The following is a 25,391-nucleotide window of genomic DNA, read 5'->3' on the forward strand; positions in this document are numbered from 1 at the left end:
GCGATCGCTGCCAGGCTTAACCGGTTGTTAACAGTGAGAATTGATGCTGAAAAGGAGGCATAATGTCCAGATTTACGCAGAAAGTTGTGGTTGTGACAGGTGCCGGATCCGGCATTGGCGAAGCCAGCGCAAAACGCTTCGCTGAAGAGGGTGCATCAGTAGTGCTGGTGGGCCGTACCGCGCAGAAACTGGAAGAGACGCTGGCCGACATGACGCCAGGCGATCACCTGGTGGCTGCCTGCGACGTCTCAGAAGCCGCACAGGTTAAACAGCTGTCAGAAACCGTGCTGAAGAAGTATGGCCGTGTTGACGTGCTGGTAAATAACGCCGGCGTCATCGTGCAGGGCCGCATCCATGAAGTCGATCTCGACGCATGGAAAACCCTGATGAAAACTGACCTTGATGGGGTTTTCCACGGCGTACACTATTTCATGCCTGCCCTGTTAAAGAGCAAAGGCAACGTGGTTAACATCTCTTCCGTTTCCGGTTTAGGCGGCGACTGGGGCATGAGCATCTACAACGCGGCTAAAGGGGCGATTACCAACTTCACCCGTGCGCTGGCGATGGACTACGGCGCAGATGGCGTACGGGTCAATGCAATCTGTCCCGGCTTTACCTTTACCGATCTGACCGAAGATGCCAAACAGGATCAGGCGCTGCTGGAGCGCTTTTACGACCGTATTCCACTGCGCCGGGCCGGTGAAGCGGATGATATCGCCCGTGCCATTCTCTTTATTGCCAGCGATGAAGCCAGTTATATTACCGGCGTTAATCTGCCGGTCGATGGCGGAATTACCGCTTCAAATGGCCAGCCTAAACAGGCTTAAATAAAGAACAGGGCAGCGTCTTTACGCTGCCTTTTTTTATTCTAACCGGCCCGCAGCATTAATTCCCTTTATTATCCTTCTGCCACAGCAGAACAATAACTGCCTGCATACAAATTAATGTTTTGGCGTATGGCGGGTTGGCGTTGCCGCGCGTGCCGGTTTAATTGCCGTGCTGCTGGTCGGGCAAATAAAAGTGCTCAGGCAGGCATTACAGAGTATGGCATTAGCGTGATGGACTTTCGCCACGGCCAGCGCCTGCTGGCGGGTATAAAGCGAACCAATAAAAACGCGTTTATCGTTCTTTGACAGATTAACGCAACCTTCTTTGTGTAAAATCCATCCACCCATGGGACGCGGGCACAGATAATAGTAGCTGGCTTTGAGCATGGTAGTCATCCTGATAGTTGCTGTATGTATCTTAAAAAACGAACCAAAATTCGTAAGAGGTTTTTTTTGTAATCTGAAGCTTTATTAAACTAACTGAGAATTATCCCTAAAACCACTTTATTGCGTGAGTCTGGCTGACTTTGAGAATATGCCCTTTTTCATTGCTTATGTCGCTTCAGGCATTCCACGCGCTGTAACGCCCTCACCCTCACTGTCGCCCCGCTTACATTTATACTGCTAATGCATCATTAAAAAAGCAAAAATCAAAACAATACCTTAAAAACAATACCTTATAAAATCAACCTGCGCGCCAGGGGTGACGCGCTACTCAGATATGATTAGAGCAGAAGCTGAAAAATATCATCCCCGCAGGGGTATTTATGAGTATTGATAAACTGAACCTGAATAAGAGTGAAAGTGGTGCACAGCGTGCCTTTAAGCGGAACGCCAGCTCCCCTGGCATCAGGGATTTATCAATACCAGCGGGCGTAATTAACAGCGACCGGCTTGAAAAAGTAAAACGATCGGTTTACTTTTAAAGCATGAAAAAGAGAAACGATATCATCCAGGCCGCCGAGCGGCTCTTCTACACCCACGGTTTCCACGCCACCAGCACCGACAATATCTGTCGCGAAGCGGGCGTCTCTACCCGCACGCTCTATCATCACTTCGCCTCACGCGAAGCGCTGACCGCAGCGGTACTCGACGCGCGCGAGCAGCGCTTTATGGCCGATCTGCTGCCACCGCAACAGCCTGATGCGATAGCGCATCTGTTCAGGGTGCTGGGCGAGTGGACGGCAGCGAACGGTGCCCGTGGCTGCTTCTTTCTTAAAGCCTGGGGAGAGTATGCCGAGCGGGACAGTGAACTGGCCGCTCAGGCGCTAGCCTTCCGGGCCACGATGCGGGCTTATATCACCCTTTGTGTGACGCATCTGCGCGGTGCTGAAAATAAGTCGCTGAGTGATGCTATCTGGATACTCTTTGAGGGTGCCATTACCACGGCGCTGATTACCGGTCCCGCCGCTGCTCAACAGGCGGCGCAGGTCGTCAGTCAGTTACTTCAGAACAGGGCGACAGGATGAGATCGCCCATCGCGCTGGCGCTGACCGGCTTCAGCCTGATCGCCGTGACCTATGGCATGGCGCGCTTCTCATGGGGATTGATGCTGCCCGCTATCTCAGCGGAGATCCCGTTCAACCCGCAGCAGGCGGGTATGCTGTCAGCCTGCAGCTTTGTGGCATATTGCCTCACCATTCTTACCGCAGCCGCGCTGGCGGATCGCTATGGCACCCGGCTGACGGCGCTGCTGGCCTCACTCAGTGCGACGGCGGGTCTGCTGCTGCTCGCCTGTGCCTCATCAACGCTGCTGCTGGCGGCCGGACTCTTTATTGCCGGATTGAGTGCCGGTCTGGCTTCACCTGCTCTGGCGGCGGCGGTCAATGATCGAATTCCTGCTGCAGGTCAGCCGCGCATCAATACCCTGATCAATGCCGGCACCAGCGCGGGCATTATCCTGACGGTGGTCATCCTGAGCGTTCTGCCCGGCGGCTGGCGTGCCACCTGTCTGCTGTTCGCTCTGCTGTCGCTGGCCTGTGTGCTGCCGGTGATGCGCGTGTTATCGGGTCACGCCGCCAGTCGTCCCACCAGAGTGCGTCACTGGCACCAGCGGCTGTATCGCCGCTCCATGCATCGGCTGATGAGTATTGCGTTGATTTCGGGTCTGGTCAGTGCAGCCTGGTGGAGCTTTGGGTCAGCGCTGCTGCGACAGCATGTCGGTGTGGATGAAGAGACCGCCCGCTTACTCTGGCTGATTGCCGGAGGAGCAGGCATCGTGGGTGCGGCAACCGGCCCGGTCGCTGCCCGTATCGGGCTGAAGGGTGTATACCGGCTCTCACTGTGCGGGATGGCAGTGCCACTGCTGGTGCTGGCCTGGAGTCGGGGCGAATCCACCGGTTTAGCGATCGCGGTTGCCTGCTGTGGCGCAGGTTACGTCACGCTATCGGGCGTGCTGCTGGTGTGGGGCGCACGCGCCACTGCTGAAGATCCGGCGACCGGCGTCGGCATCCTGTTTTTTATGCTGGCGGTGGGCCAGGTAGCGGGATCGCTGCTGTTTGGTCAGCTCTACGCCTCTTTGGGTGCCAGTACGGCATTGACGCTGTTTGCGGTCAGCGCCCTGCTGTTGCTGTTTATTGCACCCGCGCAGAACAGCAGCGAGTCGGCTAAATAAGCAGGCGTAAACGAATGGGTTGGCAGAAAACAGGGAAGTTAGAAATAGCGTCGATGCTATTTACCAGACAGTGCCAATATTATCGCCCGGAGAATGAGGAAATATTACGCAGGTGTTATGGCTGAAGCGATAAACTCATCGCGGCGTCCGTTCAGATCGCGCGGATATTTTTAATGCGTGGATTTATTTTCTGCTGAAGCAAATCTTCTTCGGGACCCAGATAATAAGGCACAGCACACTGCTTACCATCTTTGGTAAAAATAATCTGGTTATCATGCAGGAATAACGCAGTAAAATGGCCCAGTACCACACCATTTAATTCAAAGCAGTGATTTCTTGCTGCACGCAGCCCCTGCTTACTATTCAGAAAATCAACAAATCGCATCACGCTGCGCCTCCAGTTAATAAATCAACCTCATCAGAACCGCGACGATAATAGCCTTAACGCCGGCCCGGATCATCCGGCTGACGCTGTTTTCAGAATAGGCTTAATTACCATTCAGTAGTGGCACTAAACCGACGTGATTTTTTATCTGCTTCCTGCCAGGAATAATCCTGGCGAACGACGCACTCATAAAATTTCATGAGCGCGTAATATTTATATTGCGCCCTCACATCGCCCGCTATACCGTTGTTTTTCCACCAGGTGCAGACTTTCGGGGCAAAACCGCATAATGGAAATTTTTGAGGCAGATGAACGCCACATCACGGCGATTCAGCAGATCTACGCCTGGCATGTCCTTAACGGCACCGGCTCATTTGAGACAGTGCCGCCCGACGCGGCAGAGATTGGCGAGCGGATGCGGAAGATTCAGCAGGCGGGCCTGCCGTGGTTTATCGCTGTCAGCGACGGAGAAGTACGTGGGTTCTGCTATCTGACGCCTTATCGCCCGCGCCATGCCTACCGGCATACGCTGGAGGACTCAATTTATATCGATCCCGGATTTCAGAAGCGCGGAGCCGGTTCGCGCCTGTTAAACCATGTAATCCGCTGGGCTGAGCAGGCAGGGTTCCGCCAGTTGATCGCCAACGTCGGCGACAGCGAGAACCAGGGCTCGATTGCCGTACATCGCGCCGCAGGCTTTGAGATGACAGGTATCCTGCGCTCGGTAGGTTTTAAACAGGGTCGCTGGCTGGATACCGTTTTTATGCAGCGCTCTCTGGGAACGGGCAATACCACGCTGCCGGTTGATTAAAACAGAGTCAGAGTGAGAAAGACGTACTGGCCCTCGTTTTCCCCGGAAGAAGCTTCTGGTAAGGTGCCATAACAAAAAATAAAAAATTCCGGAAACCTTTATGTTGTCGACAATCATCTATCGCAGCCACATTACTGAACATGTGCCGCTTGAGATCCTGAATGGTTTGGCGCGGAAAGCGAATAAAATCAATAAATCCTCAAGCGTCACCGGAATTTTATTATTCAATGGCACGCATTTTTTCCAGCTGCTGGAAGGTCCGGAGGCGGCGGTCAATGCAGTTTACAGCCGGATTTGCCAGGATCCACGCCACCATAATCTGGTCGAACTGCTGCGCGATTACGCCCCGGCACGCCGTTTTGGCCACGTCGGTATGGAGCTGTTCGATCTGCGGCTGCATGATAAAGAGACGGTACTGGAGGCGGTACTGGCAAAGTGCACCACAAAGTATCAGCTGACCTATGCCGATCGCGCACTGCAGTTCCTGCGCACCTTTGTCGAAGCGCGGGAAAAAGAGAACTATTTTGAGATCCCGGCCGCCAGCGGCTGGACGTTTATCCGTGACGAGTCAGAACAGCGTGAAGGCAACGCATCGCTGGTGGCTGCGGATGAGGTCAGCTTTGCTTTTCAGCCGATCGTCGACCCCTTCGCCTGCGAAATCGTCTCGCTGGAAGCGCTGCTGCGCGGCCCGCAGGGTGAACCGCCGCTCGACTATTTTGCCCGACTGTCACGTGAGCAGCTCTATCAGCTCGATCTGAGGTCGAAAAAGATCGCCTTCGCCCAGGCGAAGCATCTGGGGATTGAGGGCATGACCCTGTCGATCAATCTGCTGCCGATGACGCTGGTGGAAGTGCCCGACGCCGTCCCGTTTTTGCTGGATGAGATTGCTGCGCAGGGACTGGTGCCAGAGCAGATCATGGTTGAATTCACCGAGAATGAAATTATCTCGCAGCCTGAGGCCTTTGAAGCCGCCATCAGGCAGCTGAAGGCGGCCGGCATCAGCCTGGCGCTGGATGATTTCGGTGCCGGTTTTGCCGGTCTGTCGCTGCTGACGCGCATTCAGCCCGACAAGATTAAAATCGACCGAACCATCATCGCTGATGTGCATAAAAGTGGGCCGAAGCAGGCGATCATTCATGCCATTCTGAAATGCTGCTCCTCGCTGGAAATCGGTGTTATCGCCGAGGGCATTGAACAGCCGGAAGAGTGGATGTGGCTTGAAGCGGCAGGCGTGACCCAGTTTCAGGGCTTTCTGTTCTCAAAACCTGTACTCAATGGCGTTGCGGCCGTGGCCTGGCCGGAGCTGATCTGACCGCCTCTGCGATTTGGATGAATTTGCAATTTCCTGCCTTGCTGGATCACCCGGCGGCTGCTAAATAATTAACAGCCCCGGGGGATCATCTTTCTGTCATCTTCCCGCGGCAGAGTCAGTCATTACCCAGTCAGTGATTAAATGTTTAGCAGTCAGATGTTCAGTGTTTAGGCCAGCGCTACGCGCCATGCGTGCGACGTGACTCCAGGGACAGCATTTGAGGAACTGAATGAAGCAAATCATCCGCGGTGATAAAGAACCCTCCCATATTCTCGCAGCGACCCGTGCGCTTGAAGCGCACTACTCCCGCTACGGAGAAGGTAATAAGTACCATCCCGTTATCTATTCCATCGCCTACCGCAGCCGGTTTTATCAGGTTGAGGTGATTACCCGACGTGAAACCATGGTTGCCTCGGTGATTACTGGCGTTCGCAACCTGACGCATCTCTCCGGCGCCGCCTGACGGCCACCTGTCATCCTGCGGGGGCAGATTGCCCCCGACTCCCCGCTTAGCGTCGGTAGAGTGAATTCGCCGGAAAGATTGCGCCAATCACGCTTTTTTCCCGTGCGCCCGTCACCGCAGGCAGATTGCCCGGCAGGCCGGAGAGCGTGCGGAAAGCCAGCCAGGCAAACGCCAGCGCCTCCATATCGTCACCACTGACACCCGCCGCATCGGTAGTCGTTACTTCCGTTCCCGGAAGATGCGCTGCCAGTCGTGCCATCAGCAGCGGATTGCGGCTGCCGCCGCCACACACCAGCAGACGGTCGCAGCCATCATTGAGTAACACCTGCTGCGTGATGGTGATGGCGGTCAGCTCGACCAGCGTAGCCTGCACGTCCTGCGCAGCCAGACCCGGGAAATAGCGCAGATGCTGCTCCAGCCAGCTGAGGTTGAAATGTTCGCGCCCGGTGCTTTTCGGCGGCGGCAACGCAAACCAGGGCTCACGTAGCAGCGCCTCCAGCAGTGCCGGAATCACCGACCCGCTGCGCGCCCACTGCGCATCTTTGTCATACGGCTGAGCCTGATTACGCCAGATCCAGGCGTCCAGCAGCATATTGCCGGGGCCGGTATCGAAGCCGCGCACCGGCTGACCCGGGATCAGCAGCGAGAGATTGGCGATGCCGCCAATATTCAGCACCATGCGGCGTTCAGTGGCATCCATCAGCAGCGCCTGATGAAAGGCAGGCACCAGCGGCGCGCCCTGCCCGCCCAGCGCCATATCACGGCGGCGGAAATCCCCTACCACGGTGACGCCGGTGGCCGCCACGATCTGATTATGATCGCCAATCTGCAGCGTATTGGGTGCGTCACTCTGCGGCTCATGCCAGACGGTCTGACCATGACAGCCAATCGCCGTGATATCGCTGGCGTCAAGCGATTCGCGCTTCATTAATGTCACTACCGCTTCAGCAAACAGCTGGCCGAGGCGGGTATCAAGCTGGCCGAGCTGCGACAGCGTCAGGGACTGTCCCTGACATATCGCCAGAATCGCCTGACGCAGTTCTGGTGGCATCGGATGGCAGTAGCTCGCCTGCTGCGCCACCATATTTTCATCAATGGCAGCCAGCACCACATCCACTCCATCCAGGCTGGTGCCTGACATTACCCCAATATAGCGTCCTGATTTCATAGCCATTCCTTACTTCCGGCCGGAAGTGCAATTCATCTGCGGTTAGCCTGACAAATAATGATCGCTAATTCTATGATTAAATTCTTTTTATCCAATCGTGCTGACTGATAACGTAATGGGACTATTTTTAGTCCACGATTGAATTATTGTTGATCCTGCATAGTCTATGCTTCGTCCAGCCGTGTTTTATTCGGACAGGGATTAATTTGCCAGGTTTGTGTCTTATACTGTGAGCAGGATACAGCGGTAAACGTGGCACCTTCTCGACTAAAGGAGTTTCAAATGATCAAGCGTGTAATTGTGGTCGCTCTGGCCGGTGTGATGCTGGCAGGTTGTAGCAATACCAGTACGCTGTCGGGTGATACCTACAGTGCCAGTGAAGCTAAGCAGGTGCAGAGCGTTTCGTACGGTACCTTAGTCTCAGTACGTCCGGTGAAAATCCAGGGCGGCGATGAGAGCAATGTCATCGGTGCTATCGGTGGTGCGGTGCTGGGTGGCTTCCTGGGTAACACCATTGGTGGCGGCAGCGGACGTAGCCTGGCGACAGCCGGTGGTGCGGTTCTGGGTGGCGTAGCAGGCCAGGGCGTACAGGGCGCAGTCAATAAAACCGATGGCGTTGAGCTGGAAATCCGTAAGGATGATGGCAACACCATCATGGTGGTTCAGAAACAGGCCGCCACGCGTTACTCTGTTGGCCAGCGTGTTGTGATGGCATCCAACGGCAGCCAGGTGACGGTTTCACCTCGCTAATGAAGCTAAACAAAAAACCGACGCCTGGGCGTCGGTTTTTTTATTTCTCTTTATGCTGAAGTTCGAGAATGTTTTTCTCAAGCCGGGCGATCAGCGTCACCATCTGACTGATCTCTTCCCGACTGATGCCGGACAAAATGTCATCCCGCGTCTCATCAATCACACTCTCAACCTGTTCGATAATCGGCTCGGCCTGCTGCGTCAGCTTAATGCGCTTGGCACGACGATCGTTGGCGCAGGTCGAACGGGTGATTAATCCTTTCTCTTCCAGCTGATCCAGCGTGCGCACCAGCGAAGGCTGTTCAATACCAATCGCCTTGGCTAACTGAATCTGGGACTGTTCGGGCGGCAGTTGATGAATATTGTGCAACGTCACCCAGTGAGTCTGAGTCAGCTCAAGCGGCTTCAGCCGCTGATCAATCAACGCGCGCCAGATGCGCACCAGGCGAGATAAATCCGTTCCGAGGGGCGTATCCATTTCATCTCCTTATAATTAGCTTGCTAGCTATCAAGCCAGATTTTACACTATTCTGCGAGTTTACAGGACAAATTACAAATCCCGGACCAGGCCACCATAACGTGGCAGCGCTTTCACTCTGCTGTTTGGGTTAACGAAGGATGTTATGACGTGCTCACTCCTGCTTTTTCAGGTGCGAATCCGCTGACCGATCTGGTGGTGGGCGCCTCACTGTTTTTCCCGCCGATATTCAAAGCGGTGATCCTCGGCTTCTTTTTCTGGCTGCTGATCCACCCTCTGGTGCGTGGCTGGATCTACTCCGGCGATGTCTGGCATCCCACCCTGTTTGATCTCTCCCTGTTTGTGCTGTGCGTTACCGCCGCACTCTGGCTCATCGGTCACGGATAATCGATATGAAATTTAACGCGGTAAAATACTTCTCCACGCTGATTATGTTTGCCCTGGCGCTGCTGGCCGCTGGCTGGCTCTGGAACTACTACATGCAGTCGCCCTGGACCCGTGACGGGAAAGTACGGGCAGAGCTGGTGGATATCACGCCTCAGGTATCGGGCCGGATTACGCAACTGAAGGTCAGAGACAATCAGTTTGTGCATCAGGGCCAGCAGCTATTAACGCTGGACCCGGTGCCGTGGCAGATCGCGCTCGACAATGCCGCCGCCCAGCTCAGCAAAGCGCAGGCGGATCTCGCGAAGGCGCAGCATGAATTTAACCGTCGCAGCAGCCTGCCGCGCAACATTATCTCCGCAGAGGACCTTGATGCCGCGCGATTAAGCGCCGGCGCGGCGGCCGCCAGCACCAAAGCGGCACAGGCGGAGTGGGAACGGGCGCGCTGGAATCTGCAGCAGACGACGCTGACCGCACCGGCGGATGGCTGGATCACCAATCTGACGCTGCGTCCCGGCAACTATGCCACCGCGGGTTCGCCTCTGTTTGCCCTGGTCGACAGCCACTCTTACTACGTAATGGGCTACTTCGAAGAGACAAAACTGCGCCATATTCACCCAGGCGCAGCGGCCCAGGTGGTGCTCTACAGCAATGGCATGCGGCTGCAGGGTCAGGTGGATAGCATTGGCCGCGCCATCTATGACCAAAGCATTGAGACCGACAGCGGCCTGGTGCCCGATATCAAACCTAACGTGCCCTGGGTGCGGCTGGCGCAGCGAGTGCCGGTGCGTATTCGTCTCAACCCGCTCCCTGCCGATGCAGACCTGGTGGCGGGAACCAGCTGCACCATCACCATCCAGCCATGAATTTTCAGTGGCTGGCCTGGGATCAACTGCCCTGGATTAAGGCGAACGCCGGCCAGTGGCGTTATGCGTTGCGTAACGCTATTGCGATGTGCCTGGCGCTGAGCATCGCCTACGGACTGGATCTGGATGAGCCCTACTGGGCAATGACCTCTGCCGCCGTGATTAGCTTTCCCACCGTCGGCGGCGCGATCAGTAAAAGTCTGGGGCGCATTGTTGGCAGTCTGATGGGGGCCAGCGCCGCGCTGCTGATCGCCGGACATACGCTTAATGAGCCGTGGCTGTTTACCTTTGCCATTGCCGGCTGGCTGGCGCTCTGTACCGGCATAGCGAATCACTACCAGAATAACGTTGCCTACGCCTTTTCGCTGGCGGGCTACACCGCCGCCATCATCGCCTTTAGCAGCGTTAACATCACCGATATCACCTCGCTATGGACCATCGCTCAGGCACGGGTCTGCGAGGTGATCTCCGGCATTCTCTGCGCCGGATTGATGATGATGGTACTGCCGAGTACCTCCGATGGTGAGACGCTGATTACCTCACTGAAACAGATGCATGCCCGGTTGCTGGAACATGCGGTGTTACTGCTGCAGCCCTCAGCCAGCGAGACCATCCGGACCGCGCATGAAAATGTCATCAGCCAGATCCTGACCATGAATCTGCTGCGGATTCAGGCGTTCTGGAGCCACTACCGCTTTCGCCGACAGAACAACGTGCTGAACTATGTGCTGCACCAGCAGCTGCGACTCACCAGCGTGCTCTCCAGCCTGCGACGCATGCTGCTGAACTGGCCCGACGCGCCTGAGGCGCTGTTTGAGGCGCTGCAACAACTGATGGTGGAGCTGGCGAAACCGGCGTGTGATAAATATCGTCTGGCGCAAATCCTGCGCAGCGTGACCCCGGCAGCGGATGGCGACTACCGGCAGCGCGCTTTTTGTCAGCGGCTGCGCTACTTCTGCTGGATGTACCTCAACGTGCTGCGCTGGATCCGCCTGCTGGATCGCGCCGATGCCGACACCCGCTTTCAGCCACCGCCGGTTCCGGCGCTGGCGCGCGACAGTGACAGCGCCGAGGCGGGCTGGAGCGCCCTGCGTACCTTCTGCGTTATCGTGCTGGGCTGCGCCTTCTGGATCAATACGCAATGGTCTTCCGGTGCCGCCGCGCTCACCTTAACCGCCATTGCCTGTGTGCTCTACGCTTCATCACCCTCACCTGGCGGCAGCGTCACGCTGCTGCTGAAGACCCTGCTGTGGCTGTTTGCGTTTAGTTTTGTGATGAAGTTTGGGCTGATGGTGCAGATCAGTCAGCTGTGGCAGTTTTTACTGTTTCTGTTCCCGCTGCTGGTGACGCTGCAACTCTTTAAGCTGCAGCAGAAGCAGCGCGCCGGGATGTGGGGACAGTTCATCGTCTTTATGGGTTCGTTTATCGCGGTGACTAATCCGCCCACATGGGATTATCAGGACTTCTTTAACGATAACATCGCCAAAGTCTGCGGGGTGCTGCTCGCCTGGCTGGCGTTCCAGATTCTGCGACCCAGCTCCGATGCGCGGCGCAGCCGACGGCATATCCGGGCGCTGCGGCTGGCGTTTCTCGATCAGCTGCGGCAGCGGCCCCGGCTCAGCGAGAGCCGCTTCGAATCGCAGATTTACCACCGCATCAGCCAGCTCAGTCACAGCCGGGATGAGCAGGCACGCGTCTGGCTACTGCGCTGGGGCGTGGTGCTGCTCAACTGCTCGCATATCGTCTGGCAGCTGCGTGAATGGCGCGCCGGTTCAGCCGCACTGATGGGGTTTCGCGATCACTGCCTGCAAGACTTACAGCAGATTATCAGCAGCCGCGGCGTGCGCCACAGCTCGCTGGATCGGATGCTGACGGAACTGGAGGAGACCATCACCGCGTTACTGGCACTGGAAAGCAATGAGGCCAGCGAGCTGGCGGGGATTATCTGGCGGTTACGCTGTTCACTGGCACAGCTGAAGCAGGCGGTGCCGGAGTGATCACTGGCAATATTGCTGCTGTTGCCGGTTAAAATCATCCTGCAGCTGTTGCAGCGTTTTATGGCCTTCGAAGCGGGTTTTATCCATTTCGGTCATCGGTTCAATCACCAGCACTTTCTCATCGGGTGAGAAGATAAACCGGCGTGTCAGTTCGGTACCGGTAAAACTCTGACCATGAATTCCACCGCACACCATCGTCATGGTGCGGCGATAAATAGTGCTATCCGTGAAATTGGTTTCGGTGGCGCTGCGAAAGACCTGATCGCAACCCTGCGCTTCCAGCTTACGCACCATGTTGCGGCTCAGCCATTCACGACCCTTCGCGATCTTTTCACAGGTGATACGCATTGGGTTGGTATCGATGGTGCGCTGCAGTTCGCGTCCGGTTTCGGTGACCAGTTGCGTATCATTGGGTTTATCGCATCCCACCAGCAGCAGACACAGCAGTAATGCGCCCTTGAATTTCATTTTCCTGCTCCTTTCCCGATCACGCTTTCTTACCTGAATCAATATCATAGGGGGGAAATGTCAGGGATGGTACAACAATTCATAAACAGGCAGGAGAAAAGCGGGCGGCCATCGCCTGCCGCCCGGAAACTCAGATGACACCGCAGGCGTAGCGTGCCCCGCCACCGCCCAGCGGTTTAGGATGGTCGGCATGATTGTCACCGCCGACGTGCACCATCAGCGCTTTGCCTTTGATCTCTTTTAACGATTTCAGACGCGGCGCCAGCACCGGATAAGTGGCGCTGCCTTTGTCATCGACATAGACCGCGGGCAGGTCGCCCAGGTGCCCCTCTGCATAAGGCCCCAGATGTTTGCCGCTGTTGGCCGGATCAAGGTGACCACCCGCCGCACCGGCGGCGACCACTTTGCCTTCAGACTCGCCAGGCTCACAGCTACCTTTGGCATGGACATGGAAACCATGAATGCCCGGCTGAAGCCCCTGCAGATCCGGCGTGAACTGCAGACCATACTGTGTCTCGTCAATCTTAACGGTGCCCAGCGATTTCCCAATCCCTTCAGCGGTAACCTGATGGATCGTAACCTGCTCGCTGGCAGCCTGTGCTGAGCCGCAGGCGATCAGTGCGAATAGGGCAACTGCTTTCATTTTCATGGTGACTCCATTTGCATACCAGGGTTTAAGATAAGTCTGGTCGCTGTTGCACTATTTTGCCGGAGATTGACGCAGTTTTACGCTTCAGGGCACATCAAATCCCAGCGCCGCCTTGCGAATACGGAACCACTGCTGACGCGACAGGGATAAGTTCAGTGCTCCGGCGGCTTCGCTGACCCGCGCCGTTTTACCTGAGCCGATGATTGGCAGCGGGCGCGATGGCAGCATCAGTATCCAGGCATAGACCACCTGCTCAAGGCTGGTGGCACCGGTTTCCTGCCGCACGGCTTCCAGTTCGTCACGCAGCGGCTGGAAATGGGGATCGTTAAACAGGCGACCACCACCCAGACAGGACCAGGCCATCGGACGAATACGCAGCTGCTGACACTGATCCAGCGATCCATCCAGCAGCACACTTTGCTGCACCGGTGAGATCTCCAGCTGATTTGTCACCAGCGAGAACGGCAGACGGGATTGCAGCAGGGAAAACTGTGATGGTGTGAAGTTAGAGACGCCAAAATGCAGAACCTTGCCGCTGTGATGCAGCGCCATAAAGGCTTCGGCCACCTCGTCAGCCTCCATCAGCGGATCGGGACGATGGATCAGCAGCAGGTCGAGACGGTCGGTATGGATATGGCGCAGTGAGTTTTCAGCACTCTGCAGGATATGACGTTTGTCGGTAATGTAGTGGCCTATCTGATGCTCAGGCTGGGCGCGGGTGGCGATGCCGCACTTGGTGACAATCTGTAGCTGGTCGCGCAAACCGGGTGCCAGTTTCAGTGCCTCGCCAAACGCCGCCTCACACTGGTAGTCACCGTAGATGTCCGCATGGTCAACGGTAGTGATGCCGAGCCTCACGTGGTGCTCAATAAAGGCGACCCGTTCCTGTGGCGACATCCCCCACTCCATCAGACGCCAGTACCCCATGACCAGCGGTGAAAAATCGGGCCCCTGTGAAGCGATGGCTTGCGGTTCTAACATGACGTTCTCCCTGTTGCGCGTTGGCTGAAATTAGCGTGTCAGAGAGTATAACGGAAAGCGCAAAGTCGTCAGAATAACTCCGGCTGTTGTGGCGCGTGCGGCTCCTCGCCTTTCTGTTGCCGTTGCAGACGCTGACGCCGCTGCTGACAAAGACGAATGACCTCACGCTTTTGCGCATCGCTGAAGCGCAGCCAGTTGAACCGCTCATCGCGGCTGCGTAAACATCCCAGGCAGTAGCCGCGCGCATCCGTCTGGCAGATGCCGCGACAGGGGCTGGGAACCGGGAAAAACTCAAGCTGCTCGGCCACCACGCCTCCGGATTCACAGAATAAACAGTCCAGTAAAAAGCGTAGCCTGGTTGCGCAGGAAGTAAGCCCCACCCGGTCAGAATTATCCTGTTCTTTGACTCAGGAGTGAACACTCTGTGCCAAATAGAGAGGGTTGCGTTGCATTAGACCGACTGGTCTACTAATCTCACTGCCATGAATAAGACGCTACAACGCAACGAAACCCGCGAACACCTGCTCCAGACAGGTGAGCAACTCTGTCTGCAACGCGGCTTTACCGGAATGGGCCTCAGCGAACTGCTGACGCAGGCGGCGGTGCCGAAAGGCTCCTTCTACTACTACTTCCGTTCTAAAGAGGCGTTTGGCGTGGCGTTACTGGAACGCTATTTTGCGCGTTTCCTGCAGGATGTGGCGTTGCAGCTTAACCAGACCGAAGGCACGCCGCGTGAGCGTCTGCTTAACCATTTTCGTGCTGCCGTTGATCTGTTTGTTCAGCAGGGCCACATCGTAGGCTGTCTGGGCGTCAAAGTCTCCGCGGAGGTGTGCGATCTCTCAGAGCCGATGCGTGATGCACTGCAGCAGGGTGCCGGAAAGATCACGGCACTCTACGCCCGGACCCTGATTGCCGCAGAGCAGCAGGAGTCGCTGAGCCTGCCGCAGCCCCCCGCGCAGATGGCGGAATTGCTGTCGCTGCTGTGGCTGGGTGCCAGCCTGCAGAGCAAAATTTCCCGCGAGGCGCAGCCACTGCGTCTGGCATTGAGTACCATCGAACAGTGGCTTGAACGCCGCTGATTTTTAAAAAACATGTTTGTAGACGACTGGTCTACTAATCAGGAGCTATTATGGCGAGTACCCAGCTGTTTCGTCCGCTAAAAGTCGGTGCAATTACTGTCCCAAACCGCGTATTTATGGCACCGCTGACCCGTCTGCGCAGCATTGAGCCAGGCGACATCCCTACCCCGATGATGGCTGAATATTATCGCCAGCGCGCCAGCGCCGGTTTGATCATCACCGAAGCGACCCAGATCTCTTTCCAGGCGAAAGGCTATGCCGGTGCGCCAGGCTTACATACTCAGCCACAGATTGCAGCGTGGAAAGCGATTAACGAAGGCGTGCATCAGGCTGGCGGTCACACCGCAGTACAGTTATGGCACACCGGTCGTATCTCACATAACAGCGTGCAGCCGGAAGGCAAAGCACCGGTTGCGCCATCGGCGATTGCCGCTGGCACCCGTACCTCACTGCGTGCTGAAGATGGCAGCGTCTATCGCGAAGATACCTCAACGCCGCGTGAGCTGACAGTGCCAGAGATTAAGCAGATCGTGGCAGATTTTGGCCAGGCTGCGGCCAACGCGCGTGAAGCGGACTTTGACCTGCTTGAGCTGCACTCGGCGCACGGTTACCTGATGCACCAGTTCCTGGCTCCTGGCTCAAACCAGCGTACTGATGAATATGGCGGCAGCATCGAAAAACGCGGTCGCTTTGCGCTGGAAGTGGTTGATGCGGTGATCGCTAACTGGTCAGCCGATCGCATTGGTATTCGCGTCTCACCTATCGGCAGCTTCCAGAATCTGGACAACGGCCCGGAGGAAGAGGAAGCGGCGCTGTGGTATATCGGCGAGCTGGCAAAACGCAACATCGCCTATCTGCACCTCTCCGAGCCAGACTGGGCCGGCGGTCAGCCTTATACCGACGCTTTCCGTCAGAAAGTACGTGATCTCTTCCCGGGTGCCATCATTGGTGCCGGTGCCTATACCGTTGAGAAAGCGGATGACCTGATTGGTCGCGGTCTGATCGATGCGGTTGCGTTTGGTCGCGATTACATTGCTAACCCGGATCTGGTTGAGCGTCTGCAGCAGGATGCCCCACTCAATCCACAGCGTCCGGAAAGCTTCTACGGCGGCGGCGCGGAAGGTTATATCGACTACCCGACGCTGTAACCGGTTCGGGCTGCCGTCCGGGATGATGACGGCAGCCATTATTCAATGGCGATTTTCATCGCTATACTTAGCGCCTGGGTCATCGGGCGATGGCGTTTTATTTAAAAGAGGATGTTATGCGTTTACTTCATACCATGCTGCGCGTTGGCGATCTGCAACGTTCAATCGATTTCTACACCCGTGTGCTGGGCATGCGCGTGTTGCGTCAGAGCGAAAACACCGAATACAAATATACCCTGGCATTTGTGGGCTACACCGACGAGAGCGAAGGTGCGGTGATCGAACTGACCTACAACTGGGGCGTCGATAAGTATGACCTCGGTGATGCCTATGGTCATATTGCGCTGGGCGTTGATGACGCAGCAGCGGCCTGCGAACGTATCCGCAAAGATGGCGGCAACGTGACGCGTGAAGCTGGCCCGGTTAAAGGCGGCTCCACCATTATTGCCTTTGTTGAAGATCCTGATGGTTACAAAATCGAGCTGATCGAAAACAAAGATGCCGGTAACGGCCTCGGCAACTAAACCTGCCTGTCAGCCTGCCCGATCGGGTGGGCTGAATCCCCTTCTCTGCGCTTCATCTGCTGCACCCGGCCCCGTTTTTTGCCATAATACGCGCTGCCCTTTTTCTGCAACGAGATCCTGATGTCTGAATCGAATTCCCCTAATGCACTCAATCAACGTTTCCGTGGCTTCTATCCGGTGGTGATCGACGTTGAAACCGCGGGTTTCAATGCGCAAACCGATGCGTTACTGGAGATTGCCGCTATCACGCTGAAAATGGATGAAGAGGGATGGATTCAGATTGACCAGACGCTGCATTTCAACGTCGAACCTTTTGTCGGGTCGCTGCTGCATCCCGAAGCCCTGGCCTTTACCGGCATCGATCCCAGCAATCCGCTGCGCGGCGCAGTCAGTGAATATGAGGCGCTGCACGCCATTTTCAAAATGGTGCGCAAGGGCATTAAAGACAGCGGCTGCAATCGCGCCATCATGGTGGCGCACAATGCCACCTTCGACCTGAACTTTATGTCAGCGGCGGCGGAACGAGCCAGCCTGAAGCGCAACCCGTTTCACCCGTTTGCCACCTTTGACACCGCGGCCCTGAGCGGGCTGGTTTTAGGGCAGACGGTGCTGGCGAAGGCCTGTATTGCGGCGGGAATGGAGTTTGACAGCACGCAGGCGCATTCGGCGCTCTATGATACTCAGCAGACGGCAACGCTGTTCTGCGAGCTGGTGAACCGCTGGAAACGATTAGGCGGCTGGCCGCTGCCCTTCGCGGAAGGCGATGCAGAAGCCACGACATCCGCATAAGGGATGCCGCAATGAAAAAGGCCGACGTGATGTCGGCCTTTTTTTATTCTGCTTCTTTAAATTTTTCTGCGGTCTCTTTGATCAGCGTCTGCAGTTCACCACGCTGTAACATCTCAACGATGATGTCGCATCCACCGACCAGCTCGCCATCAACCCACAGCTGCGGGAAAGTTGGCCAGTTAGCGAATTTCGGCATCTCGGCACGAATGTCCGGGTTCTGCAGAATATCCACGTAAGCAAAACGCTCACCGCAGGCTGACAGCGCCTGCACCGCCTGTGCAGAGAAACCGCAGCTTGGCAGTTTCGGGGAACCTTTCATGTACAGCAGGATCGGGTTTTCTGCGATCTGGCGCTGAATTTTTTCTACAGTACTCATAATTGCCTTCCTTAATTCGTCACATCGTGTTTGTTTATTGTAGCGACTTCGCAGCGTGACTGAAAACGAGATTTTGATCGCTGCCCGATTAAATCGCCATCATTGTTAAGTCCTGCTCCGGGACACCTGAATTCCTGATTATTAACAGCAGGTAACAGATTAATAATTCGTAATAATTTCGTTGATATAAGACGCTGAAAATGTTCATTTTCAGCACAATTGCGTGGGTTGCAAAGATTAATATTAAAAGGCATTACAGTTTTTAAAAGAACTGGACTAGAATGGCCTGGGCGCTGATCCTGGATCAGATTAATCTCAACTTTGTCGCGGTGCGTAGTGGCCCTGACAACTTAACTAATCAACGGACTATGCGTTTAATCATTACGTTTTTCATGCTGGCCTTTGCGCAACTGTTTTTCAACATCGCCGCTGCGTCGCCTCACGCGCCGGTGAACGTCAGTACGCATAAAGCAGAGAAAAAGAGTGCGCGCGACGATGAGCGTCGCAAGCGTCGCCCGGTCAAAACGGTGACGAAAAAGACTCGCCTCAGCCCGGTTCAAAAACTAAAAACAAAAAAACTGAAAAAAGTCGAACTCACCGCAAAACAGACGCCTGCTAAAAAGACCTCGCTAAAAACCGCCCGTCTCAGTAAGAACAAAGAGAAAAAACGTTATGGTCATCAGCGCCTGCTGAAAACCGCTGAGGTCACCACCAGCGAAACCGGCACGATTAAGATGAGCAAATCTCACCGTCAGCGCTACCAGAAGGCCCGCGAAACCGCGATGACCAAGCTGATGGGTCAGTTGGGTAAACCCTATCAGTGGGGCGGCACCTCTCCCCATACCGGTTTCGATTGCAGCGGCCTGGTCTGGTACGCCTATAAAGATCTGGTGAAGTTTAAGATCCCACGTACCGCTAACGAGATGTACCACCTGCGTGACGCCGCGCCGATCAAGCGTGAGTCGCTGGAGAAAGGCGATCTGGTCTTCTTCCGTATCAATGGACGCGGTACTGCGGACCATGTCGGCGTTTACCTGGGTGATGGCAAGTTTATCCAGTCGCCACGCACCGGCAAAGATATTCAGATCAGCGCGTTAGGAGAAGATTACTGGCAGCGCCACTATATTGGTGCCCGTCGGGTGATGACGCCTAAAACCATACGCTGAGCAGCAGAACAACCAGAAGAGAGCCGGGATAATCCCGGCTTTTTTATTAGTGCAGAATAGCGGTAAAACTAAAGGCCACAATCATCAGCAGACAGCCCGCGGTGGTCATTAAAGCCAGTTTAAGATCGGTACTCATTGCTTGCTCCTTAGTCACACAATCAGTAGGGGTATCGCATTTTCCCACAGGGCCCGGTAAAAATCTCGTTTTATCCGTTCAGCCTTGTTAGAATCCCGCCTTTGTTGCGCAACGCGCGCAACCCTGATTCCGTTTGCGCACGTTTTCAGGCGCTTTTACGCCGCCAGCGGCCTGTTTACTGGCCAGGAAAGCTGCATTTTGCGGAAAAAACCCTGAGCAGACGCAAACGTTTAACACTACGCTTATCATAGAGTTAGATAAGCACCGGAGTCCGATTTCCATGGCAACAATTAAAGATGTGGCGAAACGCGCTGGCGTCTCAACGACCACCGTTTCGCACGTCATCAATAAAACCCGCTTTGTGGCTGAAGAGACGCGCAACGCGGTCTGGCAGGCGATTAAAGAACTGCACTACTCGCCGAGCGCCGTGGCGCGCAGCCTGAAAGTGAACCACACCAAGACGCTGGGCCTGCTTGCCACCTCCAGCGAAGCGCCCTATTTCGCTGAAATTATCGAGGCGGTTGAAAATCACTGTTTTGACAAAGGCTATACGCTGATTCTGGGTAATGCGCATAACGATCTGCAAAAACAGCGCGCCTATCTCAGCATGATGGCGCAGAAACGCGTCGATGGGCTGCTGGTGATGTGCTCTGAATATCCGGACGATCTGCTGCAGATGCTGGAAGAGAACCGCAATATCCCGATGGTGGTGATGGACTGGGGCGAGTCGCGCGCCGACTTCACCGACACGGTACTGGATAATGCTTTCCAGGGCGGCTATCTGGCGGGACGCTATCTGATTGAACGCGGACACCGGGATATTGGTGCAATCCCCGGCCAGATGGAGCGTAACACCGGTGGCGGACGTCATGCCGGTTTCCTGAAGGCGATGGAAGAAGCGGGTATTCAGCCACGCGCCGAGTGGATTGTGCAGGGTGACTTTGAGCCGGAGTCAGGCTATCAGGCGATGCAGCAGATCCTGTCGCAGAAGCAGCGTCCGACGGCGGTGTTCTGTGGCGGTGACATCATGGCGATGGGCGCAATTTGCGCCGCCGACGAGATGGGTTTGCGTGTCCCCCAGGATATTTCGGTGATCGGCTATGACAATGTGCGCAACGCCCGCTATTTTGCACCGGCCCTGACCACAGTGCATCAGCCTAAAGCCCAGCTGGGTGAGAAAGCGCTGGAAATGCTGCTGGACCGCATTACCAGTAAGCGCGAAGTGTCACAAACGATTGAGGTCCATCCCACGCTGATTGAGCGCCGTTCCGTGGCCGATGGCCCGTTCCGCGACTATCGCCGTTAATGCTCGCTTAACCACTCCTGATTAAGCGTTTGCGCATCACCCAGATAGCTGAGCAACCAGCCTGTCGCGGGTGATGCGCGATCTTCTGCCCAGCTGACGCAGCATGGACTGTCCGGAAACGCCACCGGCAGCGTCAGTTCTACCAGCTCGCCGCTGTCGAGCAGTGGCCTGGCCAGGTGACCGGGCACCATCGCCACACACAATCCCGCCTGCACGCACTCCAGCCCGGTTTGCCACTCCGGCACCACCAGCCGGCGCTGGTTATCCAGCGTCCATGTCATACGACGCGGCAGTGCGCGAGAAGTATCTTCCAGCACCAGGGAGGGCCAGCTCCGCAGCGTGTCATCATCTATCTGGCTCGCCTGTGTCAGAGGATGGTCGGGCGCAACCACGCAGCGCCAGTTAAGTGTGCCCATATCCCGAAAAGCAAAACGTCCGCCCACCGGTATCGCCTGAGTGGCACCAATCGCCACTTCCACCCGGCCATCGGCCAGCGCATCCCAGACGCCGTTAAAGACTTCATAGCTGATAATCAGCTCCATATCGGGAAAGTGGCGATAGAAATCTTTGACCAGTTGTCGGGTGCGCTGAGGTTTAGCGATACGGTCAACGGCTATGCTTAGCTGGCCGCGCCAGCCGTTAGCCAGCTGCTGACACTGTCGCCGGGTGGCAAGCATTTTTTTGATGACGCTGCGCCCTTCCCGGACAAAATGCTCACCCGCCGGGGTCAGAACCACTTCGCGATGCTGCCGTTCAAACAGCGGTACCGCCAGCCAGTTTTCCAGCTGACGCACCGTATAGCTGATGGCAGAGGGCACCCGATGTAACTCCTGCGCGGCGGCGCTGAAGCTCCCCCCACGGGCGACAGCGTCAACCACCTCTAATGCATATTCTGACCACATAATCTGCCTTCAAAAATTTTAACAGCAATCGGCAAATATTACCGTTTCACAGCAGCAAACGCACCTTTTACACTCTGCCGCGTTTATCCTGCAAAAATGAGAATCAGATGCTGTCGAATAAAGGGTTTATGCCCTACCTTGCCCTGCTGAGCATGCTGGGCTTTTTAGCCACTGATATGTACCTGCCCGCCTTTGGTGCGATGCAGCAAACCTTTAATACTTCACCCGGCCTGATCAGCGCCAGTATGAGTCTCTTCCTGGGCGGCTTCGCCGTGGGTCAGCTCTTCTGGGGACCGCTTTCCGATCGCATCGGTCGTAAACCGGTGCTGCTGTCCGGACTGGCCATGTTTGGCGCCGGCTGCGCAGGCATGCTGTGGGTGAGTGATATCTATCTGATGCTGGCGCTGCGTTTTGTCCAGGCGATTGGCGTCTGTGCCGCTGCCGTAAGCTGGCAGGCGCTGGTGGTGGATCGCTATCCTGCAGCGCGCGCTAACAAAGTCTTTGCCACCATTATGCCGCTGGTTGCGCTCTCTCCGGCGCTGGCTCCGCTGCTGGGTGCCTGGCTGATCGGCCACTTCCACTGGCGTTCGATTTTCCTGGTGCTGACCCTGATTGCGGTGGCGTTGATTCTGACCACGCTGCGTCTGCCCACCGTGCGCAAGGCAGCGGGAGAAAAAGGTGCGCAGCCCGGCTTTTTCACGCTGCTTAAATCCCGGGTCTACAGCGGCAACGTGCTGATCTATTCCGCCTGCTCCGCCAGCTTCTTTGCCTGGCTGACCGGATCGCCCTTTATTCTGGCGGATCTGGGTCTGTCGCCCGCCGATATCGGTCTGAGTTATGTGCCCCAGACGCTCGCCTTTTTAATTGGCGGCTTCGGCTGTCGCACCCTGCTCAACCGCTTTAACGGCGCACAGTTGCTGCCCTGGCTGCTGGCCGTCTACAGCCTGAGCATTCTGGCGCTGTTTGCTGTTGCGCTTGCTGGCAGCAGCACGCTGGTGAGTCTGATGGTACCGTTCTGCGGTATGGCGCTGGCTAACGGCGCGATCTATCCGATTGTGGTGTCCAGTGCGCTGATGCCCTTCCCGACCGCTACCGGTAAAGCCGCCGCGTTGCAGAATACACTGCAGTTAGGACTCTGTTTCGCTGCCAGCCTGGCGGTGTCGGCCGGCTTAACTCAGCCGCTATTAACCACCACACTGATGATGACGGTGACAATTGTGCTGGCGCTGTTGGGTTACGCCATGCAGCGTGTCGCAAGCGCACAAACTGTTGTTGCCTCTGCGCAAACTGCCTGCCAGGATAATCAGTGACACACTGACTTTTTAGTTAGCGCCCTAACAATAAGTTATTGAATATTGACCCGCGTGAGCATATACTCATCCGGGTCAACAAATCTGTAATAAATCAACAATATAATAACGTAATAATCTGATTGGCACCCTGCTGCCGGGACGGTATTCGCGCGCGTTATTCTCACCTTACCCGACCTGCTGCAGGCTGTTCCAGTCCTCTGTATCACACAGATAATCGGTTTGCGGAGCCATCCGCATCGTTTCTCATTGCCTGAATAAATTGGCTACTCTTTGTTCAGGTTCAGATTGGACAGGTGGTGGAAAATCTATGAGTTCATCTTATGCAGAAGAAGTGAGCCTCGAAGAAAACCATTGGTATCGCATCGTTCATGAACTGCTGGAAAAAGCGGATATCGAAATTAATGGTTCACGTCCCTGGGATATTCATATTAATCATCCTGGTTTTTTTAAACGTGTTCTGCAGGAGGGCTCTCTTGGGCTCGGTGAGAGCTATATGGATGGATGGTGGGAGTGTGACCGGCTGGATATTTTCTTCCACCAGGTACTTAAACATAAACTCGATCAGCAGCTGCCTCATCACTTCAAAGATACGCTGCGCATTGCCGCCGCACGCTTAACCAATCTGCAGTCAAAAAAACGGGCTTGGATTGTCGGTAAAGAGCATTACGACCTGGGCAACGATCTCTTTTCACTGATGCTCGATCCGTACATGCAATACTCCTGTGGCTACTGGAAAGAGGCGACGACACTGGCGACGGCGCAGGAAGCCAAGCTGGATATGATCTGCCGTAAATTAGCGCTGGAACCTGGAATGTCACTGCTGGATATCGGCTGTGGCTGGGGCGGACTCGCGGAATTTGCCGCACGTCATTATGGCGTTAAAGTGCATGGCGTGACGATTTCCGCCGAACAACAGAAACTGGCGCAGCAGCGCTGTAGCGGATTAGACGTCACGATTCTGTTGCAGGATTATCGCGATCTGAATGAGCAGTTTGATCGTATTGTTTCGGTGGGTATGTTTGAACATGTCGGACCGAAAAATTATGCGACCTATTTTGACGTGGTCGATCGTAATTTAAAGCCTGACGGTATTTTCCTGCTTCACACCATCGGCGCGATTAAAACTGATATGAGTGTCGATCCCTGGATCGATAAATATATCTTCCCCAACGGCTGCCTGCCTTCGGTGCGCCATGTGGCCGATGCCAGCGAACCCCATTTTATTCTGGAAGACTGGCACAACTTCGGCGCAGACTACGATAAAACACTGATGGCCTGGCATGAACGCTTTTTGCAGGCCTGGCCAGAGCTGGCCGATAAATATGGCGAACGCTTTAAGCGGATGTTCTCCTATTATCTGAATGCCTGTGCCGGTGCCTTCCGGGCGCGTGATATTCAGCTGTGGCAGATCGTGTTCAGTCGCGGTATTGAGGGGGGATTACGGGTGGCGCGGTAGGGGTTAAAAAGCGGGCAATTAAGAAAGCGCTACCCCGGCCAAAGACTTTATAAGAGTGGCCTGTTTTGCTTTAAGAGGAAGCGTTGCGCAAGGAACAGGGTCAGATCGGAAAGTCGCAAAACCTGTCATTCCTGACACGCCCGGCCCACGCGATTACGCACCTCATCCCTGAGGTGCGCCAATATCCGGGCCAACGCTTTGCGTTGTTCAAAAACGCTCCTGACGTTTTTGTCCATGGCGTGGGACGCTTTCCTCTTCTGACCCGGCGCCCTGCGCTTTTATAATGCTGACAGAGTAAAACCGATTGGGCCGTCTGCAGTGCTTAAGCGCCTTTTATTAACTCTCTGTCGTTGACTGGCCGGTCAGCATGCTCATCGCCGCCGCGGCATCGCGCTGTGCTAACACCCGCTCAACGGTCTCCACGATTGCCTGCGTGTGCGGATCGATTTCAATATTCACCCGATCGCCAAAGGTCTTCGCCCCCAGCGTGGTACGCTCCAGCGTTTCCGGGATCAGATAGACGCAGAACTTAGTCTTAGTCACATCGCCTACCGTCAGGCTGATACCGTCGATGCCGACAAACCCTTTATGCAGAATATATTTCATCTGCGCCGCATCCTGGATTTTAAACCAGACCTCGCGGTTATGTTCTGACTGGATAATCTTGCAGATTTCAGCGGTGGTCATAATATGACCAGACATCAGATGTCCGCCTATTTCATCGCTGAATTTCGCTGCACGCTCAATATTGACCACATCGCCCTGACGTAAATCGCCAAGGTTAGTCACCCGCAATGTCTCTTTAATTAAATCAAAACTGACGCGGTCGCCTTCAATTGCTGTTACGGTTAAACAGCAACCGTTATGGGCTACGGATGCGCCCAGCGCCAGACCCGGTAAGAGCTCTTCCGGCAGGCGGACAGTGTGGGTGCGAAACAGTTCTTTCTCTTCAATGGACACGATTTCTGCGGTGCCCTGCACAATACCGGTAAACATAGTCTTTGCCTCTGCGAAGTTTACGCTAGTTTATCACAGCTCAGGTC

General features: G+C 55.5%; 31 protein-coding genes. 19 read left to right on the forward strand and 12 right to left on the reverse strand.

Features of this window, described 5'->3' with window-relative positions; all coding sequences use genetic code 11:
- Nucleotides 1–62: 62 nt before the first annotated feature.
- Entirely contained in the window at nucleotides 63–827 is a 765-nt protein-coding gene (locus LC417_RS04290) for an SDR family NAD(P)-dependent oxidoreductase (protein ID WP_010245522.1), read from the forward strand.
- Nucleotides 828–941: 114 nt separating this feature from the next.
- Here the strand turns inward: LC417_RS04290 and LC417_RS04295 are convergent, their stop codons facing one another.
- Entirely contained in the window at nucleotides 942–1,214 is a 273-nt protein-coding gene (locus LC417_RS04295; RefSeq protein WP_010245525.1) for a hypothetical protein, read from the reverse strand.
- Between the two features lie 380 nt (nucleotides 1,215–1,594).
- Between LC417_RS04295 and LC417_RS04300 the strand changes: the two genes are divergently transcribed.
- From LC417_RS04300 to LC417_RS04310, 3 genes are read left to right on the forward strand one after another with little or no spacing between them, the layout of a single operon-like run.
- Complete coding sequence (locus LC417_RS04300; RefSeq protein ID WP_022625733.1) at nucleotides 1,595–1,753, forward strand: hypothetical protein; 159 nt, start codon at nucleotides 1,595–1,597, stop codon at nucleotides 1,751–1,753.
- Between the two features lie 3 nt (nucleotides 1,754–1,756).
- Nucleotides 1,757–2,296: a TetR/AcrR family transcriptional regulator gene (locus tag LC417_RS04305; protein WP_010670050.1), complete on the forward strand. Its 540-nt coding sequence runs from the start codon at nucleotides 1,757–1,759 to the stop codon at nucleotides 2,294–2,296.
- Nucleotides 2,293–3,441, forward strand: a complete 1,149-nt coding sequence (locus tag LC417_RS04310) for a sugar MFS transporter (RefSeq protein WP_223565528.1) — start codon at nucleotides 2,293–2,295, stop codon at nucleotides 3,439–3,441. Before LC417_RS04305 ends, LC417_RS04310 begins: the two co-directional genes overlap by 4 nt.
- Before the next feature lie 151 nt (nucleotides 3,442–3,592).
- Here the strand turns inward: LC417_RS04310 and LC417_RS04315 are convergent, their stop codons facing one another.
- Entirely contained in the window at nucleotides 3,593–3,826 is a 234-nt protein-coding gene (locus LC417_RS04315) for a hypothetical protein (protein WP_010670048.1), read from the reverse strand.
- Between the two features lie 289 nt (nucleotides 3,827–4,115).
- Between LC417_RS04315 and LC417_RS04320 the strand changes: the two genes are divergently transcribed.
- The 3 genes from LC417_RS04320 to LC417_RS04330 all read left to right on the forward strand — a co-directional run bounded on the left by LC417_RS04320 (nucleotide 4,116) and on the right by LC417_RS04330 (nucleotide 6,412).
- Nucleotides 4,116–4,637, forward strand: coding sequence for a GNAT family N-acetyltransferase (locus LC417_RS04320; RefSeq protein WP_010670047.1), 522 nt, complete (start codon nucleotides 4,116–4,118; stop codon nucleotides 4,635–4,637).
- A 100-nt stretch (nucleotides 4,638–4,737) separates the two neighbouring features.
- A complete protein-coding gene (locus LC417_RS04325) occupies nucleotides 4,738–5,949 on the forward strand; it encodes a diguanylate phosphodiesterase (RefSeq protein WP_223565529.1) in 1,212 nt (403 codons plus the stop codon).
- Between the two features lie 229 nt (nucleotides 5,950–6,178).
- Nucleotides 6,179–6,412, forward strand: coding sequence for a DUF4060 family protein (locus LC417_RS04330; protein ID WP_010245542.1), 234 nt, complete (start codon nucleotides 6,179–6,181; stop codon nucleotides 6,410–6,412).
- 46 nt (nucleotides 6,413–6,458) lie between these two features.
- Here LC417_RS04330 and anmK read toward each other — a convergent pair whose 3' ends face one another.
- Complete coding sequence (anmK, locus tag LC417_RS04335) at nucleotides 6,459–7,580, reverse strand: anhydro-N-acetylmuramic acid kinase (protein ID WP_033767108.1); 1,122 nt, start codon at nucleotides 7,578–7,580, stop codon at nucleotides 6,459–6,461.
- Between the two features lie 282 nt (nucleotides 7,581–7,862).
- Here anmK and slyB point away from each other — a divergent pair, with 282 nt between their 5' ends.
- Nucleotides 7,863–8,330 (forward strand): outer membrane lipoprotein SlyB, encoded by a 468-nt coding sequence (slyB, locus tag LC417_RS04340; protein WP_010245548.1) that lies wholly within the window; start codon nucleotides 7,863–7,865, stop codon nucleotides 8,328–8,330.
- Nucleotides 8,331–8,370: 40 nt separating this feature from the next.
- Here slyB and slyA read toward each other — a convergent pair whose 3' ends face one another.
- Complete coding sequence (slyA, locus tag LC417_RS04345) at nucleotides 8,371–8,808, reverse strand: transcriptional regulator SlyA (protein ID WP_010245551.1); 438 nt, start codon at nucleotides 8,806–8,808, stop codon at nucleotides 8,371–8,373.
- A 150-nt stretch (nucleotides 8,809–8,958) separates the two neighbouring features.
- On the opposite strand from slyA, the gene LC417_RS04350 reads away from it, so the two are divergent.
- Genes LC417_RS04350 through LC417_RS04360 form a run of 3 tightly spaced genes read left to right on the forward strand, consistent with a single transcriptional unit; the run spans nucleotide 8,959 to nucleotide 12,055 of the window.
- Nucleotides 8,959–9,195, forward strand: a complete 237-nt coding sequence (locus tag LC417_RS04350; protein ID WP_010245554.1) for a DUF1656 domain-containing protein — start codon at nucleotides 8,959–8,961, stop codon at nucleotides 9,193–9,195.
- A gap of 5 nt (nucleotides 9,196–9,200) precedes the next feature.
- On the forward strand, nucleotides 9,201–10,058 hold the full coding sequence (locus tag LC417_RS04355; protein WP_223565530.1) for an HlyD family secretion protein: 858 nt from the start codon (nucleotides 9,201–9,203) through the stop codon (nucleotides 10,056–10,058).
- On the forward strand, nucleotides 10,055–12,055 hold the full coding sequence (locus tag LC417_RS04360) for an FUSC family protein (protein ID WP_223565531.1): 2,001 nt from the start codon (nucleotides 10,055–10,057) through the stop codon (nucleotides 12,053–12,055). Before LC417_RS04355 ends, LC417_RS04360 begins: the two co-directional genes overlap by 4 nt.
- On the opposite strand, the gene LC417_RS04365 is transcribed toward LC417_RS04360, so the two are convergent.
- The 4 genes from LC417_RS04365 to LC417_RS04380 form a co-directional block, all read right to left on the reverse strand.
- Nucleotides 12,056–12,523: a hypothetical protein gene (locus LC417_RS04365; RefSeq protein WP_010245563.1), complete on the reverse strand. Its 468-nt coding sequence runs from the start codon at nucleotides 12,521–12,523 to the stop codon at nucleotides 12,056–12,058.
- A 130-nt stretch (nucleotides 12,524–12,653) separates the two neighbouring features.
- Nucleotides 12,654–13,172, reverse strand: a complete 519-nt coding sequence (gene sodC, locus LC417_RS04370) for a superoxide dismutase family protein (protein ID WP_010245567.1) — start codon at nucleotides 13,170–13,172, stop codon at nucleotides 12,654–12,656.
- Between the two features lie 84 nt (nucleotides 13,173–13,256).
- Entirely contained in the window at nucleotides 13,257–14,153 is an 897-nt protein-coding gene (locus tag LC417_RS04375) for an aldo/keto reductase family oxidoreductase (RefSeq protein ID WP_033757493.1), read from the reverse strand.
- 68 nt (nucleotides 14,154–14,221) lie between these two features.
- Nucleotides 14,222–14,461 carry a DUF1289 domain-containing protein gene (locus LC417_RS04380; RefSeq protein WP_010245573.1) on the reverse strand — a complete coding sequence of 80 codons (240 nt, stop codon included), beginning with the start codon at nucleotides 14,459–14,461 and terminating at the stop codon, nucleotides 14,222–14,224.
- A gap of 174 nt (nucleotides 14,462–14,635) precedes the next feature.
- On the opposite strand from LC417_RS04380, the gene LC417_RS04385 reads away from it, so the two are divergent.
- The 4 genes from LC417_RS04385 to rnt all read left to right on the forward strand — a co-directional run bounded on the left by LC417_RS04385 (nucleotide 14,636) and on the right by rnt (nucleotide 17,693).
- Nucleotides 14,636–15,232: a TetR/AcrR family transcriptional regulator gene (locus LC417_RS04385; RefSeq protein WP_010245576.1), complete on the forward strand. Its 597-nt coding sequence runs from the start codon at nucleotides 14,636–14,638 to the stop codon at nucleotides 15,230–15,232.
- A gap of 50 nt (nucleotides 15,233–15,282) precedes the next feature.
- On the forward strand, nucleotides 15,283–16,380 hold the full coding sequence (locus LC417_RS04390) for an alkene reductase (protein WP_045140411.1): 1,098 nt from the start codon (nucleotides 15,283–15,285) through the stop codon (nucleotides 16,378–16,380).
- Nucleotides 16,381–16,496: 116 nt separating this feature from the next.
- Nucleotides 16,497–16,904: a lactoylglutathione lyase gene (gloA, locus tag LC417_RS04395; RefSeq protein ID WP_010245580.1), complete on the forward strand. Its 408-nt coding sequence runs from the start codon at nucleotides 16,497–16,499 to the stop codon at nucleotides 16,902–16,904.
- Nucleotides 16,905–17,024: 120 nt separating this feature from the next.
- Nucleotides 17,025–17,693 carry a ribonuclease T gene (gene rnt / locus LC417_RS04400; protein ID WP_010245582.1) on the forward strand — a complete coding sequence of 223 codons (669 nt, stop codon included), beginning with the start codon at nucleotides 17,025–17,027 and terminating at the stop codon, nucleotides 17,691–17,693.
- A 43-nt stretch (nucleotides 17,694–17,736) separates the two neighbouring features.
- On the opposite strand, the gene LC417_RS04405 is transcribed toward rnt, so the two are convergent.
- Nucleotides 17,737–18,072 carry a Grx4 family monothiol glutaredoxin gene (locus LC417_RS04405; protein WP_170933470.1) on the reverse strand — a complete coding sequence of 112 codons (336 nt, stop codon included), beginning with the start codon at nucleotides 18,070–18,072 and terminating at the stop codon, nucleotides 17,737–17,739.
- 365 nt (nucleotides 18,073–18,437) lie between these two features.
- Between LC417_RS04405 and LC417_RS04410 the strand changes: the two genes are divergently transcribed.
- Nucleotides 18,438–19,235, forward strand: coding sequence for a C40 family peptidase (locus LC417_RS04410; RefSeq protein ID WP_010245589.1), 798 nt, complete (start codon nucleotides 18,438–18,440; stop codon nucleotides 19,233–19,235).
- Between the two features lie 46 nt (nucleotides 19,236–19,281).
- On the opposite strand, the gene LC417_RS04415 is transcribed toward LC417_RS04410, so the two are convergent.
- The gene (locus tag LC417_RS04415) at nucleotides 19,282–19,371 is read right to left on the reverse strand and encodes a YnhF family membrane protein (protein WP_010245592.1); all 90 of its coding nucleotides are present in this window, start codon (nucleotides 19,369–19,371) and stop codon (nucleotides 19,282–19,284) included.
- A 280-nt stretch (nucleotides 19,372–19,651) separates the two neighbouring features.
- Here LC417_RS04415 and purR point away from each other — a divergent pair, with 280 nt between their 5' ends.
- Nucleotides 19,652–20,677, forward strand: coding sequence for an HTH-type transcriptional repressor PurR (gene purR, locus LC417_RS04420; protein WP_010245595.1), 1,026 nt, complete (start codon nucleotides 19,652–19,654; stop codon nucleotides 20,675–20,677).
- Here purR and punR read toward each other — a convergent pair.
- Entirely contained in the window at nucleotides 20,674–21,579 is a 906-nt protein-coding gene (gene punR, locus LC417_RS04425) for a DNA-binding transcriptional activator PunR (protein ID WP_010245598.1), read from the reverse strand. The two genes, purR and punR, sit on opposite strands and share 4 nt — an antisense overlap.
- 107 nt (nucleotides 21,580–21,686) lie before the next feature.
- Between punR and punC the strand changes: the two genes are divergently transcribed.
- Nucleotides 21,687–22,889 (forward strand): purine nucleoside transporter PunC, encoded by a 1,203-nt coding sequence (gene punC, locus LC417_RS04430; RefSeq protein ID WP_223565532.1) that lies wholly within the window; start codon nucleotides 21,687–21,689, stop codon nucleotides 22,887–22,889.
- A 310-nt stretch (nucleotides 22,890–23,199) separates the two neighbouring features.
- The gene (cfa, locus tag LC417_RS04435) at nucleotides 23,200–24,348 is read left to right on the forward strand and encodes a cyclopropane fatty acyl phospholipid synthase (protein ID WP_022625742.1); all 1,149 of its coding nucleotides are present in this window, start codon (nucleotides 23,200–23,202) and stop codon (nucleotides 24,346–24,348) included.
- 336 nt (nucleotides 24,349–24,684) lie between these two features.
- On the opposite strand, the gene LC417_RS04440 is transcribed toward cfa, so the two are convergent.
- The gene (locus LC417_RS04440; RefSeq protein ID WP_010670039.1) at nucleotides 24,685–25,344 is read right to left on the reverse strand and encodes a riboflavin synthase; all 660 of its coding nucleotides are present in this window, start codon (nucleotides 25,342–25,344) and stop codon (nucleotides 24,685–24,687) included.
- Between the last annotated feature and the right edge of the window lie 47 nt (nucleotides 25,345–25,391).

The organism is Pantoea sp. OVA07A, from assembly GCF_019969975.1.
Taxonomy (GTDB): domain Bacteria; phylum Pseudomonadota; class Gammaproteobacteria; order Enterobacterales; family Enterobacteriaceae; genus Pantoea; species Pantoea agglomerans.

Coding starts and splice junctions, on each gene's coding strand:
- LC417_RS04315 (WP_010670048.1), bottom strand. CDS start 3,826: ATGCGATTTGTTGATTTTCTGAATAGTAAGCAGGGGCTGCGTGCAGCA.
- LC417_RS04305 (WP_010670050.1), top strand. CDS start 1,757: ATGAAAAAGAGAAACGATATCATCCAGGCCGCCGAGCGGCTCTTCTAC.
- punC (WP_223565532.1), top strand. CDS start 21,687: ATGCTGTCGAATAAAGGGTTTATGCCCTACCTTGCCCTGCTGAGCATG.
- LC417_RS04440 (WP_010670039.1), bottom strand. CDS start 25,344: ATGTTTACCGGTATTGTGCAGGGCACCGCAGAAATCGTGTCCATTGAA.
- LC417_RS04290 (WP_010245522.1), top strand. CDS start 63: ATGTCCAGATTTACGCAGAAAGTTGTGGTTGTGACAGGTGCCGGATCC.
- LC417_RS04375 (WP_033757493.1), bottom strand. CDS start 14,153: ATGTTAGAACCGCAAGCCATCGCTTCACAGGGGCCCGATTTTTCACCG.
- LC417_RS04410 (WP_010245589.1), top strand. CDS start 18,438: ATGCGTTTAATCATTACGTTTTTCATGCTGGCCTTTGCGCAACTGTTT.
- LC417_RS04325 (WP_223565529.1), top strand. CDS start 4,738: ATGTTGTCGACAATCATCTATCGCAGCCACATTACTGAACATGTGCCG.
- LC417_RS04330 (WP_010245542.1), top strand. CDS start 6,179: ATGAAGCAAATCATCCGCGGTGATAAAGAACCCTCCCATATTCTCGCA.
- slyA (WP_010245551.1), bottom strand. CDS start 8,808: ATGGATACGCCCCTCGGAACGGATTTATCTCGCCTGGTGCGCATCTGG.
- LC417_RS04360 (WP_223565531.1), top strand. CDS start 10,055: ATGAATTTTCAGTGGCTGGCCTGGGATCAACTGCCCTGGATTAAGGCG.
- LC417_RS04385 (WP_010245576.1), top strand. CDS start 14,636: ATGAATAAGACGCTACAACGCAACGAAACCCGCGAACACCTGCTCCAG.
- LC417_RS04355 (WP_223565530.1), top strand. CDS start 9,201: ATGAAATTTAACGCGGTAAAATACTTCTCCACGCTGATTATGTTTGCC.
- LC417_RS04365 (WP_010245563.1), bottom strand. CDS start 12,523: ATGAAATTCAAGGGCGCATTACTGCTGTGTCTGCTGCTGGTGGGATGC.
- LC417_RS04415 (WP_010245592.1), bottom strand. CDS start 19,371: ATGAGTACCGATCTTAAACTGGCTTTAATGACCACCGCGGGCTGTCTG.
- cfa (WP_022625742.1), top strand. CDS start 23,200: ATGAGTTCATCTTATGCAGAAGAAGTGAGCCTCGAAGAAAACCATTGG.
- gloA (WP_010245580.1), top strand. CDS start 16,497: ATGCGTTTACTTCATACCATGCTGCGCGTTGGCGATCTGCAACGTTCA.
- LC417_RS04320 (WP_010670047.1), top strand. CDS start 4,116: ATGGAAATTTTTGAGGCAGATGAACGCCACATCACGGCGATTCAGCAG.
- LC417_RS04390 (WP_045140411.1), top strand. CDS start 15,283: ATGGCGAGTACCCAGCTGTTTCGTCCGCTAAAAGTCGGTGCAATTACT.
- slyB (WP_010245548.1), top strand. CDS start 7,863: ATGATCAAGCGTGTAATTGTGGTCGCTCTGGCCGGTGTGATGCTGGCA.
- LC417_RS04300 (WP_022625733.1), top strand. CDS start 1,595: ATGAGTATTGATAAACTGAACCTGAATAAGAGTGAAAGTGGTGCACAG.
- rnt (WP_010245582.1), top strand. CDS start 17,025: ATGTCTGAATCGAATTCCCCTAATGCACTCAATCAACGTTTCCGTGGC.
- LC417_RS04295 (WP_010245525.1), bottom strand. CDS start 1,214: ATGCTCAAAGCCAGCTACTATTATCTGTGCCCGCGTCCCATGGGTGGA.
- purR (WP_010245595.1), top strand. CDS start 19,652: ATGGCAACAATTAAAGATGTGGCGAAACGCGCTGGCGTCTCAACGACC.
- sodC (WP_010245567.1), bottom strand. CDS start 13,172: ATGAAAATGAAAGCAGTTGCCCTATTCGCACTGATCGCCTGCGGCTCA.
- LC417_RS04310 (WP_223565528.1), top strand. CDS start 2,293: ATGAGATCGCCCATCGCGCTGGCGCTGACCGGCTTCAGCCTGATCGCC.
- punR (WP_010245598.1), bottom strand. CDS start 21,579: ATGTGGTCAGAATATGCATTAGAGGTGGTTGACGCTGTCGCCCGTGGG.
- anmK (WP_033767108.1), bottom strand. CDS start 7,580: ATGAAATCAGGACGCTATATTGGGGTAATGTCAGGCACCAGCCTGGAT.